The sequence below is a fragment of the Streptomyces sp. TS71-3 genome, assembly GCF_018327685.1.
Taxonomy (GTDB): domain Bacteria; phylum Actinomycetota; class Actinomycetes; order Streptomycetales; family Streptomycetaceae; genus Streptomyces.
On the sequence record NZ_BNEL01000001.1, the window covers coordinates 1,923,392 to 1,944,099 of the forward strand.

Below are 20,708 nucleotides of genomic sequence, written 5' to 3' on the forward strand. Positions count from 1 at the left end.
CGACGGCGTGACGGAGGTGTGTCGCGAACGCTGAGAGGCAACGAGAGAGGGCGGGAGTCAGTGAGAGTGACTCCCGCCCTCTATTGTCGGCATCCGCCCTGGTCAGCGCGTAGTTTCTGCTGATCTTCGGCGAGTGCCCCCGGCAGGATTCGAACCTGCGCACACGGCTCCGGAGGCCGTTGCTCTATCCCCTGAGCTACGGGGGCGTGTCTGGCGCGTTGCGCTCTGACGGGTAGAACCCTATCAGCTTGGGTGGGGTGGTCATGAACGGGTTTTGGCTCGGTGCCGAGGACGTGCGTTGATCGGGGGTTCGCTGGTGGGGGAGGGGCGGGGGCCTCGGGAGGTGGGGCGCGGTGTGTCCCTCGGAGGTCCCCCGGAGGGGGTGGAAGTGGGGAAAAGCCGGACGCGGGCCGGGTGGTCGACCTAGTCTCGACTTGTGCCTGGGGCGTCGGGGCGGGTGCTTGTTGTCGATGACAACAAGGTCATCCGGCAACTGATCAGGGTCAACCTCGAACTGGAGGGTTTCGAGGTCGTGACCGCGGCTGACGGTGCCGAGTGTCTGGATGTCGTGCATCAGGTGCGGCCTGACGTGATCACCCTTGATGTGGTCATGCCTCGGCTTGACGGAGTGCGCACCGCGCAGATGCTGCGGTCCGATCCGCGGACCCGTTCCCTGCCCGTCGTCATAGTCAGCGGCTGTACCCCGCAGGAAGCCGGGTTCGGGCCCGGGTCCGGCATCGACGCCTATATCTCCAAGCCCTTCGAGCCCGCCGACCTCGTGCGGACGGTGCGGTTGCTCGTCGAGCAGCGTGCCGTTCCGCCTGTCGGGTTCCTTGCCGATCTCGGTGATCGAGGCGGCGACGGGGGGCGTGCCGATCTCGGTGATCGTTGTGCCGGTCTCGGCGACGATTCCGGGGTCTCCGAGCATGCTGATCTCCGTGATCGGTCCGGGTCCGGCGGCTCCGGTGGTTCCGGCGGATCCTTCGGGTTTCGGACCCGCTCCGACGCCGGCGGTCACCCCGACCTGGAGCGCGACGCCCGTCCGGGGCCCCGTCCCGGCGTCGAGCGTGAGTCCGGTTCCGATCGGGACACCGGGCGGGAACGTGGCGGGCCCGGTGGGCCCACCGGGTTCGGGCTCCACGGGCGGTCCGGCCTCGCATCCGGTTCGTACGACGGTTCCCGTGACGGTTCAGATTCGTCCGCGGCCGCCCCTCGTGGCGCTCATGCCCGACGCGGCGCCACTGCCGGCGGGCTCGGTCTCGGGGGGCGTGGACATAGCGGGCACGGTGATCACTCCTGTCTCGGGGGTCAGTCCGGTGCCGGGGATCGGTCCGCTATGCGTGAGCAGGGCTGGTCCGGTGATCAGTCTTCCTGTCCTTCCGAATCCCCTTCCGACGATGAGGCATTTCTCGCTGAGCAGGCCTTTCTCGGCGAGCGTCCGCGAGCTGCGCGTCAAGGGCCTGCCTCCGAGTCCTCCGAGTCGCGTGGCATCGCCCGCTCCTCCGGGGCCTCCGACGGTGGGCGGTCATCGTCGGCATCCGACAGCGAGCCGCATCGTGGCTCCGGGCCTGGTGGGTCCCGGGCTGCCTCCCCGCGTGATCACGGTGCCGGTGAGGCCGGGTGCGCCCGGCGCGGTAGTGGCGTCTGAGTTCGTCCTTTGCCCTACGGTCCTGTCCCCTACGGTCTCTTTCCGGCATCCGAAACCAGTTCGCGAACCCACCCCCTCCCTCCCATACGCTTGTCCCGTGACCCCCGTCGAGCTCTCCCGTACCGTGCTGCACGCCGTGCGCTGTGCCGTGGACGCGGGGGAGCTGAGCGTGGCCGTACCTGCGAAGGCTCTCGTCGAGAGGCCCCGGCCCGGCGGCTGCGGGGACTACGCCACCGGGATCGCGCTCCAGCTCGCCCGGCCCTCGGGGCAGGCACCACGGCAGATCGCCGAGGTGCTTCGGGATCGGCTGCTCGTCGTCCCCGGCGTCGCCGGTGTCGAGATCACCGGGCCCGGGTTCCTCAACATCACCCTTGACGGTGACGGGCTCTCCGGACTCGTACGGGATGTTCTCCGTGGCGGTTCCTCCTACGGGCACGTCGACGAGCGCGTCCCCGCGGGGCCTCTCGCGCACGACCGCCCCGTATCCGTCCGACTCCAGGTCGCCCCCGGCCCCCGCGCCGCCGTGCTCGCCGATGCCCTCGCCCGCATTCTCCGGTCCCAGGGCGTTTCCGTCCTGCTTCGGTACGAGGACGCTGCCGGGCCGGATCCCGCCTGGGGCGCCCTCAGCGTGCCCCCGTACGACCCGCTGTCGGGCGACCACATCGAGAACATCGACTACATCGACGAAGACGACGGTCCAGGCCACGACGCCGACCTTGCCTCCGCTTCCGTCCTCCTTGTCCGTCCCGTTCCGGCACCCGCCGACCCCCTCCCACTCGGGCGCGCCGCCGGCCGCTGGGCTCTGCTGTACCCCGCCGCCCACGACCGGCCCCGGATCGCCGAGGACCATCTCGTCCAGCGTGAGAGCAACCCTCTCTTCCGGGTCCGTTACGCCCACGCCCGCACCCGCGCCCTGGTCCGCAACGCCGCAGCCCTCGGCTTCACCTCCGAGCCGGGCGACCTGGGCCCTGCACCCGCGCTCACACCCGAGGCCACCGCAGGCGACCCCTCAGCCACCCTCACCGACCCCCCTACCACCCCCCTGGTCACCGCCCTCTCCACCTACCCCCAAGCCCTGGCCACCGCCGCCCGCCGCCGTGCCCCCGACGTCCTGGCGCGTCACCTCGTGCGTACCGCGGACGCCTACCTCGCGTACCAGGGTTCCGTCCGGATCCTCCCCGTCGGCGACGAGAAACCCTCGGCCGCCCACCGGGCCCGGCTCGCGCTCGCCGAAGCGGCCGGGACGGTGCTGGCCGGCGGCCTGGACCTGCTCGGCATCGACGCCCCCGACACCATCTGACCTCAGGTGCCGCACGGCCGCCGTAACGGAGCGGAGCCCGTGCGGGCCGAAGCTCGAACGATCGCGGACCGCCAAACCGGCCGCACCCCAAGAAACCGACCGCGAACCACCAAACCGGCCGCCCCCCAGAAGACCAACGCCCCGACCGCACCGCCCGCCCCCCAGAACAACAAAGCACCCACCGCGAACCCACCCGAAAGAGCAGAGCACCAAATGAGCCGTTCCGCCCACCCCGCCGGCCCCCGGCACGCCGACGTGCTGCCGGACGGGCACCTTCTCGCCCCGCCCGCCGATCTCAACGACCTCGACCCCAAGGTCTGGTCCCGGACCGTCCGGCGGAACGCCGACGGCGTGCTGACCGTCGGCGGGATCGACGTGGCCACGCTCGCCGAGGAGTTCGGGACGCCCGGCTACTTCCTCGACGAGGACGACTTCCGGGCCCGGGTGCACGCGTGGAAGACCGCGTTCGGGCCCGACGCGGACGTGTTCTACGCCGGCAAGGCGTTCCTGTCGCGGGCCGTGGTCCGCTGGCTGAACGAGGAGGGGATCAACCTCGACGTCTGCTCCGCCGGGGAGCTGGCCACCGCCCTCGACGCGGGTATGCCGCCGGAGCGGATCGCGCTGCACGGGAACAACAAGTCCGCCGCCGAGATCGAGCGTGCCGTCTTGGCCGGCGTGGGGCGGATCGTGCTGGACTCGTTCGATGAGATCGTGCGCGTCGCCCACACCGCGCAGCGGCTCGGCAGGCGGCAGGCCGTGCAGATCCGGGTGACCGTGGGTGTCGAGGCCCACACCCACGAGTTCATCGCCACCGCCCACGAGGACCAGAAGTTCGGCATCGGCCTCGCGGACGGGCAGGCCGCCGAGGCGGTGCGGCGCGCGCTCGGGCTCGACGGTCTTGAGGTCGTCGGGGTCCATTCGCACATCGGGTCGCAGATCTTCGACACCGCGGGCTTCGAGGTGGCCGCCCGGCGGGTGGTCTCGCTGCTCGCCCAGGTCCGCGACGAGCACGGCGTGGAACTGCCCGAGATCGACCTCGGCGGCGGCCTGGGCATCGCCTACACCTCGGACGACGACCCCCGCGAGCCGCAGGAGATCGCCAAGGCGCTGCGCGAGATCGTCGAGCGGGAGTGCGAGGCGGCGGGGCTCCGGGTGCCGCGGATCTCCGTCGAGCCGGGGCGCGCCATCGTCGGCCCGTCCGCCTTCACGCTCTACGAGGTCGGCACCATCAAGCCGCTCGACGGGCTGCGCACCTACGTCTCCGTCGACGGCGGGATGTCCGACAACATCCGGACGGCGCTGTACGACGCCGAATACAGTGTCGCTCTGGCATCGCGCACCTCCGACGCGGAACCGATGCTGGTGCGTGTCGTGGGCAAGCACTGCGAGAGCGGGGACATCGTCGTCCGGGACGCCTTCCTGCCGGCGGACCTGGCGCCGGGGGACCTGATCGCGGTGCCGGCCACGGGCGCGTACTGCCGCTCGATGGCGAGCAACTACAACCACGCGCTGCGCCCTCCCGTCGTCGCCGTCACCGCCGGCACGGCACGGGCCATCGTCCGGCGTGAGACGGAGGAAGACCTCCTGCGTCTCGATGTCGGCTGAGGAAACAGACATCTCAGGATCCGGACGTGGGGCAGAATCTGCTGTCCTCTGCGTGAGACTGGACTGTCCCCGGGGGTACCTCCCACGCCCCGAAGGCAGTGGGCGAGGAGCAGTGGGTGAGGATGAGGAAGCGAGGTCGGATGATGGGTACGCGGCCGCTCAAAGTGGCGTTGCTGGGCTGTGGGAACGTCGGCTCAGAGGTGGCGCGCATCATGACGTCGCACGGTGACGACCTCGCGGCCCGGATAGGCGCCCCCCTGGAGCTGGCCGGCGTCGCCGTGCGCAGGCCGTCCAGGGTCAGGGCGGGCATCGACCCCGCGCTCATCACCACGGACGCCATGGCCCTGGTCAAACGGGGCGACATCGACGTCGTCGTCGAGGTCATCGGCGGTATCGAGCCGGCCAGGAGCCTCATCACCACCGCCTTCGAGCACGGCGCCTCGGTGGTGTCCGCGAACAAGGCGCTGATCGCCCAGGACGGCTCCGCGCTGCACGCCGCCGCGGAGCAGCAGGGCCGCGACCTCTACTACGAGGCGGCGGTCGCGGGTGCGATCCCGCTGATCAGGCCGCTGCGCGAGTCGCTCGTCGGCGACCATGTGAACCGCGTGCTGGGCATCGTCAACGGCACCACCAACTTCATCCTCGACAAGATGGACACCACGGGCGCCGGCTACCAGGAGGCCCTGGACGAGGCCACCGCGCTCGGCTACGCGGAGGCCGACCCGACCGCGGACGTCGAGGGCTTCGACGCCGCCGCCAAGGCCGCCATCCTCGCCGGCCTCGCCTTCCACACCCGGGTGCGTCTCGACGACGTCTACCGCGAGGGCATGACGGAGGTCACCGCCGCGGACTTCGCCTCCGCCAAGGCGATGGGCTGCACCATCAAGCTGCTCGCCATCTGCGAGCGGGCCGCGGACGGCGGCTCCGTCACCGCGCGCGTGCACCCGGCGATGATCCCGCTCAGCCACCCGCTGGCGTCCGTGCGCGAGGCCTACAACGCCGTCTTCGTGGAGTCCGAGGCGGCCGGGCAGCTGATGTTCTACGGGCGCGGGGCGGGCGGCGCGCCGACCGCGTCCGCGGTCCTGGGCGACCTCGTCGCCGTCTGCCGCAACCGGCTCGGCGAGGCCACCGGACCCGGCGAGTCCGCCTACAGCATGCTGCCCGTCTCGCCGATGGGCGAGGCCACCACGCGTTACCACATCAGCCTGGACGTGGCCGACAAGCCGGGCGTGCTGGCCCAGGTCGCGACGGTCTTCGCCCAGCACGGCGTGTCCATCGACACCGTGCGGCAGCAGAGTCGGCAGAGTGAGGGCGAGAAGGCCCCGGGGGGCTCGGAGGCCTCGCTCGTCGTCGTCACCCATCGCGCGTCCGACGCCGCTCTCAGCGGGACGGTCGAGGCGTTGCGCACCCTGGACACCGTGCGTGGTGTCGCCAGCATGATGCGGGTTGAAGGAGAGTAACCAGCAATGACGCACCAGTGGCGCGGAATCATCGAGGAGTACCGGGACCGGCTGCCCGTCTCCGGCTCCACGCAGGTCGTGACGCTGCGCGAGGGCGGTACGCCGCTCGTGCCCGCGCGGGTGGTGTCCGAGCGCACGGGCTGTGAGGTGCACCTCAAGGTGGAGGGCGCCAATCCGACCGGGTCGTTCAAGGACCGCGGCATGACCATGGCCATCACCAGGGCCAAGGAGGAGGGCGCGCAGGCCGTCATCTGCGCCTCGACCGGCAACACCTCCGCGTCGGCCGCCGCGTACGCGGTGCGCGCCGACATGGTGTGCGCCGTGCTGGTGCCGCAGGGCAAGATCGCGCTCGGCAAGATGGGCCAGGCGCTGGTGCACGGCGCGCGGATCCTCCAGGTCGACGGCAACTTCGACGACTGCCTGACGCTGGCGCGCGGCCTGTCCGAGAACTACCCGGTGTCGCTGGTGAATTCGGTCAACCCGGTCCGCATCGAGGGCCAGAAGACGGCCGCGTTCGAGATCGTGGACGCGCTCGGCGACGCCCCCGACATCCACGTCCTGCCCGTCGGCAACGCCGGCAACATCACCGCGTACTGGAAGGGCTACCGCGAGTACGCGGCGGACGGGCCCGCGACGCGGACCCCGCGCATGTGGGGGTTCCAGGCCTCCGGCGCGGCGCCGATCGTGCGCGGCGAGATCGTCAAGGACCCCACGACGATCGCTACCGCGATCCGCATCGGCAACCCGGCCTCCTGGCAGTACGCGCTCGCCGCGAAGGACGAGTCCGGCGGCCTCATCGAGGAGGTGACGGACCGTGAGATCCTCCGGACCTACCGGCTGTTGGCCGCCCAGGAGGGCGTCTTCGTCGAGCCCGCGTCCGCCGCGTCCGTCGCCGGCCTGCTGAAGGCGGCGGAGCAGGGCCGCGTCGACCCCGGCCAGCGCATCGTCTGCACCGTGACCGGAAACGGCCTCAAGGACCCGGACTGGGCCGTCGCCGGTGCCCCGCAGCCGCTCACCGTCCCGGTGGACGCGGCCGCCGCGGCGGAGCGGCTCGGGCTGGGGTAGGTCGGGTCTGGGGCCTGCCACGGTCCCGCCCCGGGCCACGCCCGAACGCGCGCGATGCCTCGCCCCGCCGAGGCCCCGCGGCGTACCGTGGGCCGGGGGCTGGGGCCGGACCGTGGAAGCACAGGGTGCAAGGACGCACACGGTGCAGCACCGCGCGGCACGGCGAGTCGCACCGTGCGGCACGACGGATCGCACCGCGCGGCACGGCGAACGGCAACGTGCAGCATGACAAATGGCACAGTCAGGCCCCGCGCACCGAAGACCCGAACGCAGGACCCGGAGCACTTCCGCCGCAGAGGGCCGCACGCCCGACGCAGGCGCCGCACGGAGGTGGACACCACGGCCGGGGGGTGCACGGATGAGCACACGACACGCATCGTGCGCCTCCTGTGCGCCCTGTGTCGCCACAGAACCTTCCTTCGATAGGCTGTACTGAACCCCTCACCGCATATGCCGCGGTGCTGCCCCTGTGCTGGGCGCTGGGTTGCTGCGTCCCCCCATGTGTCGTACGCCGTCCGTAGCCCAGACCCGCCACCCCCACCATGCGGACCCGCCGTCCGCAACCGGGACCGCGCAGGTTCCGCAGCCGGCAGGAATATCGAGACACGCATATCGAGAAGTTCGCAGAGCACCTACATCGCACAGCTCAACACAGCTCAACACGCACATCACACAGCTCAAGGAGAGTCATCGAGCGATGGCCGGTCCCGCCTTCCGCGCCGCCGCCGTCCGGGTGCGCACCCCTGCCACCAGCGGCAACCTCGGTCCTGGCTTCGACACCTTCGGCCTCGCGCTGGGGCTGTACGACGACGTCGTCGTCCGAGTGGCCGACTCCGGTCTGCACATCGACATCGCGGGCGAGGGCAGCGACACGCTCCCGCGCGACGAGACGCACCTTCTCGTACGCGCCATGCGCACCGCGTTCGACCTGCTCGGAGGGCAGCCCCGCGGCCTGGAGGTGGTCTGCGCGAACCGCATTCCGCACGGCCGGGGCCTGGGCTCGTCGTCCGCCGCGATCTGCGCCGGCATCACCGCGGCACGCGCCGTGACGATAGGCGGCGAGGCGAGGCTCGACGACGCCGCCGTGCTGGAACTCGCCACGGAGATCGAGGGCCACCCCGACAACGTGTCGTCGTGCCTGCTCGGCGGCTTCACCATCTCCTGGATGGAGGGCGGCATGGCGCGTGCGATCAGGATGGATGTCGCCGATTCCATCGTTCCGGTGGTTTTCGTACCGGGTAAACCAGTACTGACGAAGACCGCGCGGGGGCTCCTCCCGCGCGCCGTCCCCCATGTGGACGCCGCGGCCAACGCCGGCCGGGCGGCACTGCTCGTCGAGGCCCTGACGAACCGCCCCGACCTGCTGCTGCCGGCCACGGAGGACCGGCTCCACCAGGAGTACCGCGCTCCGGCCATGCCGGAGAGCGCCGCCCTCGTCGAGCGGCTGCGGGCCGACGGCGTACCGGCGGTCATCTCCGGCGCGGGACCCACCGTCCTCGCGCTGACCCAGAGCGACGAGGCGGACAAGATCGCGCAGCTCGCGGGGGACGGATGGGCGGCGAACCGCCTGGTCCTGGACCTGGCAGGGGCGAGCGTGCTGCCCCTCGCGCCCACCAGGGCCGAACCGCCGACCAGAGCAGAGTGACGAATTGCCCCGATACGGTTGCCGGATGTGGAGAGGGGGAATGTTTGTTGGATCCGGTAGTGTTAACCTCAAGTCTGCACCCGACCCCACCATGGCGAGGTGCTTTGTGTCCCCGTCCGGGACAGACATTCTTCCGGGAGCCTCCCCAATCGTTCTGTGCGCTGCACCGAGCGGTTTTGCCGAGTGGGTGTACCTCCCAGCGGTAGCTGGGTCGGTTACCTCCCAGCGCTAGCTGGGGGAGCTCCGGAACAGGCGTGACCGAGCCGAATGACACAGAAACTCCGTGACACGGCCGCCGGGACTCGCCATCATCACCAGTTGTTTCTCCGCCGCTTTGGCGGACCACCGCCCCGGCACGGTCCACATCTGAAGGACCACCGGACAGCACAACCGGTCGCCGAGCCAGACAGGCCGACGTCCGCTCCAGGGAAGGACCCTTCGTGAGCGACACCACCGATCTGATGGGCGTGAGTGCCGACAGCACGGTCGATACCGCTGCCGCGCCCGCCACGGACGCCTCTGCCGCGCCTGCCTCCGGTGCATCGGCCGGCACCAGGCGGCGCCGCGGCACCGGCCTTGAGGGCATGGTGCTTGCCGAGCTGCAGCAGGTCGCATCGGGCCTCGGGATCAGGGGCACCGCGCGGATGCGCAAGAGCCAGCTGATCGAGGTCATCAAGGAGGCACAGGCCGGCGGAACCCCGCAGGCCGCCTCGGGCGCCCAGGCGAAGAGTGCACCGTCCGACACCAAGCCGAAGCGCCGGACCACCTCCCGGGCGCGCACCGGCGACGAGGGCCAGGCCGACGAGGCCAAGGCGGACGCCGGTCAGCACGACGGGACGGCCCAGGGCGCCGCCGAGACGGCCGGCCGGGCGGGCCGCGCCGCGGCACAGGACCGCGAGGGCGCGGGCTCCTCGGGCGGCGACACGTCCGGGCAGCAGTCCGGCGCCCAGCAGATCGACATCCCCGGCCAGCCCGCCAGCGACGACCAGCTCGCCGGCGAGCGCCGCAGGCGCCGCGTCACCGCCGAGGCCGGCAGCCCCGACGCCCGTGCCGAGGCCGGCGACGTCAGGACCGAGACGCGGACCGAGCCCAGGACCGATCAGTCCGAGAAGCACGACGGCGAGCACGGCGACGGCCGCCAGAGCCGCCGGGACCGTGGCCGCGGCCGGGACCGCGACAGGGACCGGGACCGCGACCGCCGCGGCAAGGGCGACGACCAGCAGAACCAGCAGGGCGGCGCGAACCAGCGCCAGCAGGGCGGCGGAGGCGGCCGTCAGGACCGTCAGGACCGCCAGGACCGCCAGCAGGACGACGGCTTCGACGACGACGGCGGCGGCCGCCGCGGGCGCCGTGGCCGCTACCGCGACCGCCGCGGGCGTCGCGGGCGCGACGACGTCGGCGAGCCGCAGATCACCGAGGACGACGTCCTGATCCCCGTCGCGGGCATCCTGGACATCCTCGACAACTACGCGTTCATCCGCACCTCCGGCTACCTGCCGGGCCCCAACGACGTCTACGTCTCGCTGGCCCAGGTCCGCAAGAACGGCCTGCGCAAGGGCGACCACGTCACGGGCGCCGTGCGCCAGCCCAAGGAGGGCGAGCGCAGGGAGAAGTTCAACGCCCTGGTCCGCTTGGACTCCGTCAACGGCATGGCGCCGGAACACGGCCGCGGCCGCCCCGAGTTCAACAAGCTGACGCCGCTCTACCCGCAGGACAGGCTCCGCCTGGAGACCGACCCGGGCGTGCTGACCACCCGCATCATCGACCTGGTCTCGCCCATCGGAAAGGGCCAGCGCGGCCTGATCGTGGCCCCGCCGAAGACCGGTAAGACCATGATCATGCAGGCGATCGCCAACGCGATCACGCACAACAGCCCCGAGTGCCACCTGATGGTCGTCCTCGTCGACGAGCGTCCCGAAGAGGTCACCGACATGCAGCGGTCGGTCAAGGGCGAGGTCATCTCGTCCACCTTCGACCGCCCGGCCGAGGACCACACCACCGTCGCGGAGCTGGCCATCGAGCGCGCCAAGCGGCTCGTCGAGCTCGGCCACGACGTCGTCGTGCTGCTCGACTCCATCACCCGCCTGGGCCGCGCCTACAACCTCGCGGCGCCCGCCTCCGGCCGGATCCTCTCCGGTGGTGTCGACTCCACGGCGCTCTACCCGCCGAAGCGGTTCTTCGGCGCCGCGCGCAACATCGAGGACGGCGGCTCGCTGACCATCCTGGCCACCGCGCTGGTCGACACCGGCTCGCGCATGGACGAGGTGATCTTCGAGGAGTTCAAGGGCACCGGCAACATGGAGCTCAAGCTCGACCGGAAGCTCTCCGACAAGCGCATCTTCCCGGCGGTGGACGTCGACGCGTCCAGCACCCGCAAGGAGGAGATCCTGCTCAGCGGAGAGGAGCTGGGCATCGTCTGGAAGCTGCGGCGCGTGCTGCACGCGCTCGACCAGCAGCAGGCGATCGAGCTGCTGCTGGACCGGATGAAGCAGTCGAAGTCGAACGCCGAGTTCCTGCTGCAGATCCAGAAGACGACGCCTACGCCGGGGAACAACGGGGACTAGCGCTGACGCGCTGGTCAGCCGGGGTCGGTGCCGGAGGCGTCCGGCGACCGGTGGTTCTGGGGCCGCTCTACCGCCTGACGGCGGGGGCGGCCCCTTTCCGTTGTCCGGGGATGTGGCCCGGTGCGGGTGCGTGGTGGGGTTTGCGCGGTTCCCCGCGCCCCTGATGTGTCGTCTCGGGTTCGTGGTCTGGTGGGGGTTCGTTGTGGGGGTTGCGCAGTTCCCCGCGCCCCTTGAATGCTGGGCTGCGCCCCGGGGCATCCAAGGGGCGCGGGGCTGCATCGCTATGCGGCTTCGCCGCGCGGGCGCGGGCAACCAGCCACCGGCGGTGGTCCGGAGACCGCAGAGACCGGCCTCCACCCCCCGCGCCTCTTTTCAAGCGGGCTGCGTTCCTGGCGCGCGATGACGAGACGTTCGCCACATTGGCTCGCCGGGCGCCGGACCGGCGGATCCGGCTGTGTGGCCGGAATCTGCTGGTCGAGGTGGGGCGGGTCGGAGGGTGTGTGCGGAGGGTGCGTAGAGAGGCACCGGGTGAAATCGGTGCATTGTGCAACGCTGACGGCTGGTTCCAGGGCCGTGGTGGGGTGAGTGAGGACGACGGCGGGGGGTAACCGGCCAGCGAGGAGATCTGAGGAGTACATGGCCTACGAGAGCACAGCCGACAGCAGCGACGGGCGAGGTCCGCGGCGGCGCAAGTCGCGCAGCGCGGGCCGCAAGGCCCTGCTCGCCACGGCGTGGGCGGCGGCGGGGCTGGTGCTCCTCGGCGGCGGAGGCCTCGGCTACGTGTACTTCAAGCTGAACGGCAACCTCAGCGGCGTCGACATCAACACCGCCCTCGGCAAGCACCGGCCCAAGAACGTCGACAACGGCTCGATGGACATCCTGGTGCTCGGCTCCGACTCCCGTTCGGGCGCCAACGCCGCGTACGGCGGTGGCGGAGGCACCGGGGCCCGGTCGGACACCGCGATGGTCGTGCACGTCTACAAGGGCCACAAGCGGGCCAGCGTGGTCTCCATACCCCGTGACACCCTCGTCACCAGGCCCGACTGCACCGCCTCCGACGGCAGCACGGTCAAGGGCGGGCGCGAGCAGATGTTCAACTCCGCCTACGCCGCCGGCGGCCCCGCGTGCGCGGTGAAGACCGTGGAGGCCATGTCCGGCATCCGCATGGACCACTTCGTCGAGGTCGACTTCACCGGTTTCAAGAAGCTCGTCGACACCCTCGGTGGCGTCCCGGTCACCACCCGCAAGGCCATCGACGACGACAAGAGCCACCTGCACCTGGCGCCCGGCACCCACACGCTCAACGGTGAGCAGGCCCTCGGCCTGGTCCGTACCCGGCACGGCGTCGGCGACGGCAGCGACCTCGGCCGGATCGAGCTCCAGCAGGCCTTCGTGAGGGCGCTGATCAACCAGGTCCGGCAGGTCGGGGTGATCAGTGACCCGGCCAAGCTCTACGATCTGGCCGACACCGCCACCAGCGCCATGACCACCGACTCCGAGCTGGCCTCCGTCAAGCAGCTGGCCGGCTTCGCGGGCGGCTTCAAGGGCATCAGCTCGAACGGCACGACCATGGTCACGTTGCCGGTCGCCTACGACCCGCACGACGCCAACCGGGTGCTGCCGCTCGCCGCGCAGGACCGCCAGGTGTGGGCCGCGCTCAAGGGGGACAAGCCGGTGCCGGCTTCGGCGACGAAGGGGTCGGCTGCGGCACAGGGTTCCGCCGGGCGGGTCGTCACCGGGGGCTGAGGGGTGCAGCCGCCATCCGCCGGGCTGCACCCGGGCCCGCTGCCGGGCTGCACCCGGGCCCGCTCCAAGGTCGCTGGGACCGCGCGAGCAACCACCGGCTCGCCGGTGGTCCGGCGGCAGCGACTGCCCCTTTGGGCCGGTGGCGACGTGACGGTCTCGTTGTGGCATGTCGCGCAGTTCCCCGCGCCCCTTCAGGCCGGAGGGAATATCCGGGTCACCCACCCGGTTTTGGGGGATGGCGCCAGTCCTGGCAGACTGGTACGTCGGCTCCGGTTCACGCTCCCGCACCCCGCGGGCGGCGACCCGGCGCCCTCCCGAAACTAGGAGACACCTTGAAGCGCGAGATTCACCCCGAGTACGTCGAGACCCAGGTGAGCTGCACCTGCGGCGCGTCGTTCACCACCCGTAGCACCATCGGATCCGGCGCCATCCGTGCCGAGGTCTGCTCCGAGTGCCACCCGTTCTACACGGGCAAGCAGAAGATCCTCGACACCGGTGGCCGCGTGGCCCGCTTCGAGGCCCGCTTCGGCAAGGCTGCTGCCGGCTCCAAGAAGTAGCCGCCGTCCCCCAGTGCCTCAAGGCCTGGGAGGGTACCCCCAGGCCGGTCCTCGGCTGCCCCGCTCCGGGGCGCCGGGACCGGCGTTTTTGATCGCCCCTTCCGTACGACCCCCATGGCGTACGCCTCGTGACCGAAGGTGTACGCGTTGCCAGATCAGGAGCCCTTCAGATGTTCGAGGCGGTCGAGGAACTCATCGGCGAGCACGCAGACCTGGAGAAGCAGCTCGCCGACCCCGCCGTCCACGCCGACCAGGCGGGCGCGCGCAGGCTCAACAAGCGCTACGCCGAGCTGACCCCGATCGTCGCCACCTACCGCGCCTGGAAGCAGGCCGGCGAGGACATCGGGACCGCACGCGAACTGGCCGCCGAGGACCCCGACTTCGCCGCCGAGGTGCGCGACCTCGAACAGCAGCGGGACGATCTCACCGAGAAGCTCAGGCTGCTGCTCGTGCCCCGCGACCCCAGCGACGACAAGGACGTCATCCTGGAGATCAAGGCCGGCGCGGGCGGCGACGAGTCCGCGCTGTTCGCCGGCGACCTGCTGCGGATGTACCTGCGGTACGCCGAGCGGGTCGGCTGGAAGACCGAGATCATCGACTCCACCGAGTCCGAGCTGGGCGGCTACAAGGACGTCCAGGTCGCCGTGAAGACCAGGGGCACCGTCGAGCCGGGGCAGGGCGTGTGGGCGCGGCTGAAGTACGAGGGCGGGGTGCACCGCGTGCAGCGGGTGCCCGCGACCGAGTCCCAGGGCCGGATCCACACCTCCGCGGCCGGGGTCCTGGTGACCCCGGAGGCCGAGGAGATCGACATCGAGATCAACCCGAACGACCTGAGGATCGACGTCTACCGCTCCTCGGGACCCGGCGGGCAGTCCGTGAACACCACCGACTCCGCCGTGCGCATCACCCACCTGCCCACCGGCGTCGTGGCGTCGTGCCAGAACGAGAAGAGCCAGCTCCAGAACAAGGAGCAGGCGATGCGTATCCTGCGCTCCAGGCTCCTCGCGGCGGCCCAGGAGGAGGCGGAGTCCAAGGCCGCGGACGCCCGGCGCAGCCAGGTGCGGACCGTCGACCGCTCCGAGAAGATCCGCACGTACAACTTCCCGGAGAACCGCATTTCGGACCACCGCGTGGGCTTCAAGGCGTACAACTTGGACCAGGTGCTCGACGGCGAGCTCGCCGCCGTGATCCAGGCGTGCGTCGACGCGGACTCCGCGGCCAAGCTGGCGGCCGCATGACCGGGGCCCGGACGACAGCCCGGACAGCAGCCCGGACGACGGCCCGGACAGCAGCCCGGGCGGTGGCGGCCGGGGCGGCGGCCGCACGCGCGGGGGCTCGCGTCGCATAATCAGGTGCCGGCGCCGCCCCGCGCACCCGCACCACGAACGGCCAAAGTCCCGAAAGGACCAGCGTGCAGCCTCATCCTGGGGAGCGACCCCCCAACCCCCGCAGCGTGCTGCTCGCGGAGGTCGCCCAGGCCACTTTGCGGCTGGCCGACGCCGGCGTGCCCTCGCCGCGCAACGACGCCGAGGAACTCGCCGCGTTCGTGCACGGCGTCAAGCGGGGCGAGCTGCACACCGTCAAGGACGCGGACTTCGACGCCCGCTACTGGGAGGCCGTCGCACGCCGCCAGGCGCGCGAGCCGCTCCAGCACATCACCGGCCTCGCCTACTTCCGGTACCTGGAACTCCAGGTCGGCCCCGGGGTGTTCGTGCCGCGGCCGGAGACCGAGTCGGTCGTCGACTGGGCCATAGCGGCGGTGCGCGCGATGGACGTCGTGGAACCCCTCATCGTCGACCTGTGCACCGGCTCCGGGGCGATCGCCCTCGCCATGGCGCAGGAGGTGCCCCGCTCGCGGGTGCACGCCGTCGAGCTCTCCGAGGACGCCCTGGCCTGGGCCCGCAGGAACGCCGGCCACGCCGACCAGGCCGCCGGCGCCCGGGTCACCATCCACCACGGCGACGCGCGCACCGCGCTCCCCGAGCTGAACGGCCAGGTCGACCTGGTGGTGTCCAACCCGCCCTACATTCCGCTCACGGAGTGGGAGTATGTGGCTCCGGAGGCCCGTGACCACGACCCCGAGCTGGCCCTCTTCTCCGGTGAGGACGGGCTCGACACGATCCGCGGCATCGAGCGCACCGCCCACCGCCTGCTGCGGCCCGGCGGCATCGTTGTCGTCGAGCACGCCGACACGCAGGGCGGACAGGTGCCGTGGCTCTTCAACGAGGAGTCAGGATGGGCGGATGCGGCCGACCACCCCGACCTGAACAACCGCCCGCGCTTCGCGACGGCGCGCAAGGCGCTGCCGTGACCCCCCACCGTTCCACCCTCGACCCGACTCCCGCATCGATCCCCAGAGCCCGTAAGTGCACGAGGAGGCCCGCCCATGGCACGGCGCTACGACACCAATGACGCGACCGACCGCACCACCGGTCTCCGGGAGGCCGCGTCCGCCGTCCGCCGTGGCGAGCTGGTCGTGCTGCCCACCGACACCGTCTACGGCATCGGCGCCGACGCCTTCAGTTCCGAGGCCGTCGGCGACCTGCTCAGCGCCAAGGGGCGCGGCCGCAACATGCCCAGCCCCGTCCTGATCGGCTCGCCGAACACGCTGCACGGCATCGTCACCGACTTCTCCGAGATGGCGTGGGAGCTCGTCGACGCCTTCTGGCCCGGTGCGCTCACGATCGTCGCCCGCCACCAGCCCTCGCTCCAGTGGGACCTGGGGGAGACCCGTGGCACCGTCGCCGTCCGGATGCCGCTGCACCCGGTCGCCATCGAGCTGCTGAACGAGACCGGGCCGATGGCCGTGAGCTCCGCCAACCTCACCGGGCACCCCGCACCGGAGACGTGCGACGCGGCACAGGACATGCTCGGCGACTCCGTCTCCGTCTACCTGGACGGCGGCCCGACCCCGGGCATCGTGCCGTCCTCGATCGTCGACGTGACCGGCAAGGTGCCCGTGCTGCTGCGTGCCGGCGCCCTCGACGCGGACGAGCTCCGCAAGGTCGTACCCGACCTTGAGGTGGCCAATTGACGACACCCCGTCCCGATGACGTGCGTGGCATAGGCACCGGCGACTCCGGCGACACCTTCAGGATCCTCCACGTCAGCACCGGCAACGTCTGCCGCTCGCCGATCACCGAGCGGCTGACGCGGCATGCCCTGGCGGGGCGCCTCGGGGCGCCCCCGGCCGGCTACGCGGCGGACGTGCCGATCGGCGGGCTGCTCGTGGAGAGCGCCGGCACGTGGGGCCACGAGGGGGCGCCCATGGAGGCGCACGCCGAGACGGTGCTCGCCGACTTCGGAGCGGATCCCGGCGGCTTCGTCGGGCGTGAACTGCTGGACGACCACGTCATCCGGGCGGACCTGGTGCTCACCGCGACCCGGGACCACCGGGCGCAGGTCATCTCGATGGGGCACTCGGCGGGGCTGCGGACCTTCACGCTGAAGGAGTTCACCCGGCTGGTGCGGGCGATAGACCCGGCGACGCTGCCCGATCCCGTGGACGAGGGCGTGGTGGAGCGAGCGCGGGCCCTCGTGCGGGCGGCGGCGGCGCTACGCGGGTGGCTGCTCGCGCCCAGTCCCGAGGCGGACGAGGTGTACGACCCGTATGGCGCGCCGTTGCCCTTCTTCCGCTCCGTGGGGGAGGAGATCCAGGAGGCGCTGGGTCCCGTGATGGTCGCCCTGACGGGCAAGTAGAGCCGCTGAGTGGCGCGCCCCACGAAGCGGGGCTTCGGGCTGCCCCGGTTGGCAGCGCTGGCGCGCGCCGAGGGTGCCCCACCAAGGGCGCCGGGAGCTGCGCGAGCGACCGCCCGCGGGCCGGTGGTCCGGATGTGGCAGAACCAGCCCCTTTCGGCCGGCGGCGATCCGCGGGTCCGCTCTGGCTTGTCGCGCAGTTCCCCGCGCCCCTTGAAGCGGGGCTGCGCCCCGGCCCACTCCAGGGGCGCGGGGCTGGGTCGCTATGCGGCTCCGCCGCGTGGGCGCGAGCGACCCCCACCGGCCTGGCGGTCCGGATGCGGCAGAGACCACCCCTCCCGGTCGGCCGGACGAGTGGACGGACGGGAAAGAGCGCATACAGGGCATTACGGTACGTACATGGCCGGCCCTGCCCGGCGACGCCCGTGACCTGCGGCTCGGCACCGCCGCCGTCACCACCCAGCATGCGGGAGCCGGAGACGGCGCGATCGCGGAGCTGGTCGGCGCCGTGCTGCGCGGCACGCTCGACGCCCCCGCGGCCCGCCGCGACGTGCGCGATCTCACCCTCGCCTTCCCGCCGTACCCCGCCCCGGACAGCTAGCGGCGGCAGCCGGCGACCACAGCCGGCACGTGGCCAGGCAGGAGGGCGCCCGCGCCCGCGAGAGAGCGCTCGCAGCGGGCCCCGCCAGTGGCCGGGGAGCGCGCTTACGGTGGGTTCGGTGACGCGGCTCTCAGCAACACGTGCAACCATCGTCGCCTACCCGTAAGTCCTCACACATGACGTCGCGAAGCTAGGGTGTGGGGCTGATGGCCAGCGATACCTGTGGGGAAGCCCGTGCGTGAATACCTGCTGACGCTCTGCATCACGGCAGCGGTGACGTACCTGCTGACCGGCCCGGTGCGGAAGTTCGCGATCGTGGCCGGCGCGATGCCCGAGATCAGGGCCCGCGACGTCCACCGCGAGCCCACTCCGCGCCTCGGCGGGATCGCGATGTTCTTCGGGCTCTGCGCGGGGCTGCTGGTCGCCGACCATCTGCCGAGCCTCGACGAGGTGTTCGCCAACTCCAGCGAGCCCCGGGCGCTGCTCTCGGGCGCCGGGCTGATCTGGATCATCGGCGTCCTGGACGACAAGTTCGAGATCGACGCCCTGATCAAGCTGGGCGGCCAGATGATCGCCGCGGGCGTCATGGTGGTCCAGGGCCTGACGATCCTCTGGCTGCCGGTGCCGGGCGTCGGCCTGGTCGCGCTCACCCAGTGGCAGGGCACGCTGCTCACGGTCGCCCTCGTCGTGATCACCATCAACGCCGTGAACTTCGTCGACGGCCTGGACGGCCTCGCGGCCGGCATGGTGTGCATCGCGGCCACGGCGTTCTTCATGTACGGCTACCGCATCTGGTACGGCTACGGCCTGGAGGACGCCGCCCCCGCCACCCTCTTCGCGGCCATCCTGATCGGCATCTGCCTCGGCTTCCTGCCGCACAACATGCACCCGGCGCGGATCTTCATGGGCGACTCGGGCTCGATGCTGATCGGCCTGGTGCTGGCCGCGGGCGCCATCTCCATGACCGGCCAGGTGGACCCGGACGCGATGAAGCTCTTCTCCGGCTCCGAGCGGGCCACCGTGCACCAGATGGTGCCCGCCTACATCCCGCTGCTGCTGCCGCTGACGATCATCGCGGTGCCGGCGGCGGACCTGGTGCTGGCCGTGGTGCGCAGGACGTGGCGCGGCCAGTCGCCCTTCACGGCGGACCGCGGCCACCTCCACCACCGGCTGCTGGAGATCGGGCACTCGCAGAGCCGGGCGGTGCTGATCATGTACTTCTGGTCGGCGCTGATCGCCTTCGGCGCGCTGGCCTACTCGGTGAACTCCGCCTCGATGTGGATCGTGCTGGCGATCGTGGCGCTGAGCGGGGTGGGCCTGGGGCTGCTCCTGCTGCCGCGGTTCACGCCGCGGGTGCCCACCTGGGCCCAGCACATGGTTCCGCCGCGGTACCGCAGGAGCCCGGCGACGGCCGGGACCCCGCTGCCGGAGGCGCCCGCGGACGGGGTGCGGGGTGCGGACGGCCGGACGGACGGCGGCCCGGCCACGGGCGGCGCGGACGGTGCGGGGGGCTCCGGCGGCGAGAGGCCGGGGGAGCCCGGCACGGGCCAAGCCGCCGATATTCGGGGCGAAACGGTCAGTGAAGATAATTCGGCCGACCACCTTGAATTCGCCGGCAATTCCCAAAACGGTGCAATTCCTGACAAGAGCCAGCAGGACGGTGGCTCTCCGGCGGCCGAGCCCGCCGTGGCCACCCGGCCCGCCGGCGGTTCCGGCACCTCAGGGGCCGCAGGGGTCAACGGCGCGACGGCAATTGACCATCATCACACCGGGCGCTTTCTCGGTCGCAAGGGTGCCGGAACCTCACGCTGAGGGTCCGACAGGAGACGGTCGGCGCCTGGCATATATGCTCAAATTCGGTCAACTCGGGTCGCCGCGCCGCACAGACGGGCAGTTTCGGTCTCATGTGTGACGGCGACCACACCGAATAGGTAAAGCTCTCATCAAATAGTTTGTGATACCGTTCACTACCACCAGGTGAAGAGCCGAAAGACCTTGTGCAGGACGGTCTTCCGGCCTGAGGCACACCTGCCTCCTGGCGCTAGCCTCTGCTCAACAGCCGTGACCGCGGCCCGTTGACGAGTCTTGGCCGGTCACCGTGTGCAACCCGCCCCCAACTCCCGCTGGAGCTGCCGCATGCAGTCCAACGACGCCCGGATTCTCCGGGGCTCGGCGCTCGTCGCCGCCCCCGTGGGAATCGTCGCCACCGTGGTCAGTGCGCTTGTCGCCGGCGAGAAGGGCCTGGTCGGCGGGCTGGTGGCGCTGGCAGTGGTCGCCGTGTTCTTCGGCCTCGGGTCCTATGCGCTGATGCGCATCACCCAGAACACGCCCCAAGTGGCGATGACCGCCGGGCTGCTGGTCTATACCGTGCAGATCCTGCTCATCGGTGTCTTCATCGTCGCCTTCCAGGACGCCACGTTCTTCAACGGCCGGGCCTTCGGCCTCAGCCTGCTGGTCACCGCGCTGTCCTGGGTCGGCGGCCAGGTCAAGCAGAGCCTCACCAGCAGGATGCTCTACGTCCAGCCCGAACCCTCCGTGGCCCCCAAGGAGGCGGCGGGCGCGGCAGGCGCGGAGTCCCGCGATGCGGCGTAAGGGCTGCGTTAAGACGCTCCACCTTGATCTGCTATCGTCCGGAATCGCTTCTGGCTGTGGGATTTTCTCCCGGTCATGGGCCGCGGCAGGGCTAAGCCCCCGCGGTCCCCGGCGAGCTCGGACGGACGGCTGCGGCCGCGGTGCGGCAGCCCGGACGACCGGTCTCCGGCGGATGCTCCCAGCGGACTGCGGAGGCACCGCCCCACGCTCACGTGCCCAGTGCCGAACA

14 protein-coding genes, 1 tRNA gene and 2 pseudogenes are annotated in these 20,708 nt (G+C 71.4%); 16 read left to right on the forward strand and 1 reads right to left on the reverse strand.

Features of this window, described 5'->3' with window-relative positions:
* Positions 1-134 precede the first annotated feature (134 nt).
* Positions 135-206: transfer RNA gene (locus Sm713_RS07920), tRNA-Arg, on the reverse strand.
* 230 nt (positions 207-436) lie between these two features.
* Between Sm713_RS07920 and Sm713_RS40210 the strand changes: the two are divergent.
* The 16 genes and pseudogenes from Sm713_RS40210 to Sm713_RS08000 all read left to right on the forward strand — a co-directional run.
* Positions 437-809: pseudogene (locus Sm713_RS40210) on the forward strand (response regulator); the annotation flags it as partial.
* Between the two features lie 936 nt (positions 810-1,745).
* The gene (gene nrtL, locus Sm713_RS07930; RefSeq protein ID WP_212908937.1) at positions 1,746-2,948 is read left to right on the forward strand and encodes an ArgS-related anticodon-binding protein NrtL; all 1,203 of its coding nucleotides are present in this window, start codon (positions 1,746-1,748) and stop codon (positions 2,946-2,948) included.
* Between the two features lie 213 nt (positions 2,949-3,161).
* Positions 3,162-4,553 carry a diaminopimelate decarboxylase gene (gene lysA, locus Sm713_RS07935; protein ID WP_212908938.1) on the forward strand — a complete coding sequence of 464 codons (1,392 nt, stop codon included), beginning with the start codon at positions 3,162-3,164 and terminating at the stop codon, positions 4,551-4,553.
* 140 nt (positions 4,554-4,693) lie between these two features.
* Positions 4,694-6,013, forward strand: coding sequence for a homoserine dehydrogenase (locus Sm713_RS07940; RefSeq protein ID WP_212911861.1), 1,320 nt, complete (start codon positions 4,694-4,696; stop codon positions 6,011-6,013).
* 6 nt (positions 6,014-6,019) lie between these two features.
* Positions 6,020-7,078, forward strand: coding sequence for a threonine synthase (gene thrC / locus Sm713_RS07945; protein ID WP_212908939.1), 1,059 nt, complete (start codon positions 6,020-6,022; stop codon positions 7,076-7,078).
* A gap of 697 nt (positions 7,079-7,775) precedes the next feature.
* Positions 7,776-8,723 (forward strand): homoserine kinase, encoded by a 948-nt coding sequence (gene thrB / locus Sm713_RS07950; RefSeq protein ID WP_212908940.1) that lies wholly within the window; start codon positions 7,776-7,778, stop codon positions 8,721-8,723.
* Between the two features lie 440 nt (positions 8,724-9,163).
* Complete coding sequence (rho, locus tag Sm713_RS07955) at positions 9,164-11,287, forward strand: transcription termination factor Rho (RefSeq protein ID WP_212908941.1); 2,124 nt, start codon at positions 9,164-9,166, stop codon at positions 11,285-11,287.
* A gap of 636 nt (positions 11,288-11,923) precedes the next feature.
* Positions 11,924-13,033 carry an LCP family protein gene (locus Sm713_RS07960; RefSeq protein WP_212908942.1) on the forward strand — a complete coding sequence of 370 codons (1,110 nt, stop codon included), beginning with the start codon at positions 11,924-11,926 and terminating at the stop codon, positions 13,031-13,033.
* Between the two features lie 332 nt (positions 13,034-13,365).
* Positions 13,366-13,590, forward strand: a complete 225-nt coding sequence (gene rpmE / locus Sm713_RS07965) for a 50S ribosomal protein L31 (RefSeq protein WP_212908943.1) — start codon at positions 13,366-13,368, stop codon at positions 13,588-13,590.
* 170 nt (positions 13,591-13,760) lie between these two features.
* Positions 13,761-14,828, forward strand: coding sequence for a peptide chain release factor 1 (prfA, locus tag Sm713_RS07970; RefSeq protein WP_212908944.1), 1,068 nt, complete (start codon positions 13,761-13,763; stop codon positions 14,826-14,828).
* 173 nt (positions 14,829-15,001) lie between these two features.
* Positions 15,002-15,901, forward strand: coding sequence for a peptide chain release factor N(5)-glutamine methyltransferase (prmC, locus tag Sm713_RS07975; RefSeq protein WP_212908945.1), 900 nt, complete (start codon positions 15,002-15,004; stop codon positions 15,899-15,901).
* 75 nt (positions 15,902-15,976) lie between these two features.
* Positions 15,977-16,624 (forward strand): L-threonylcarbamoyladenylate synthase, encoded by a 648-nt coding sequence (locus Sm713_RS07980; RefSeq protein ID WP_212908946.1) that lies wholly within the window; start codon positions 15,977-15,979, stop codon positions 16,622-16,624.
* Entirely contained in the window at positions 16,621-17,289 is a 669-nt protein-coding gene (locus tag Sm713_RS07985) for a protein-tyrosine-phosphatase (RefSeq protein WP_249416163.1), read from the forward strand. The genes Sm713_RS07980 and Sm713_RS07985 overlap by 4 nt, the downstream gene beginning before the upstream one ends.
* A gap of 277 nt (positions 17,290-17,566) precedes the next feature.
* Positions 17,567-17,887: a hypothetical protein gene (locus Sm713_RS07990; protein WP_212908947.1), complete on the forward strand. Its 321-nt coding sequence runs from the start codon at positions 17,567-17,569 to the stop codon at positions 17,885-17,887.
* A 234-nt stretch (positions 17,888-18,121) separates the two neighbouring features.
* Positions 18,122-19,402, forward strand: a pseudogene (locus tag Sm713_RS07995) (MraY family glycosyltransferase); the annotation flags it as partial.
* 621 nt (positions 19,403-20,023) lie between these two features.
* On the forward strand, positions 20,024-20,479 hold the full coding sequence (locus Sm713_RS08000; RefSeq protein WP_212908948.1) for a hypothetical protein: 456 nt from the start codon (positions 20,024-20,026) through the stop codon (positions 20,477-20,479).
* Positions 20,480-20,708: the final 229 nt, after the last annotated feature.

Bases quoted from the DNA above. Each gene is read 5' to 3' on its own strand.
- lysA (WP_212908938.1), top strand. From the start codon at position 3,162: ATGAGCCGTTCCGCCCACCCCGCCGGCCCCCGGCACGCCGACGTGCTG.
- Sm713_RS07940 (WP_212911861.1), top strand. From the start codon at position 4,694: ATGATGGGTACGCGGCCGCTCAAAGTGGCGTTGCTGGGCTGTGGGAAC.
- thrC (WP_212908939.1), top strand. From the start codon at position 6,020: ATGACGCACCAGTGGCGCGGAATCATCGAGGAGTACCGGGACCGGCTG.
- thrB (WP_212908940.1), top strand. From the start codon at position 7,776: ATGGCCGGTCCCGCCTTCCGCGCCGCCGCCGTCCGGGTGCGCACCCCT.
- Sm713_RS07960 (WP_212908942.1), top strand. From the start codon at position 11,924: ATGGCCTACGAGAGCACAGCCGACAGCAGCGACGGGCGAGGTCCGCGG.
- prfA (WP_212908944.1), top strand. From the start codon at position 13,761: ATGTTCGAGGCGGTCGAGGAACTCATCGGCGAGCACGCAGACCTGGAG.
- Sm713_RS07980 (WP_212908946.1), top strand. From the start codon at position 15,977: ATGGCACGGCGCTACGACACCAATGACGCGACCGACCGCACCACCGGT.
- Sm713_RS08000 (WP_212908948.1), top strand. From the start codon at position 20,024: ATGCAGTCCAACGACGCCCGGATTCTCCGGGGCTCGGCGCTCGTCGCC.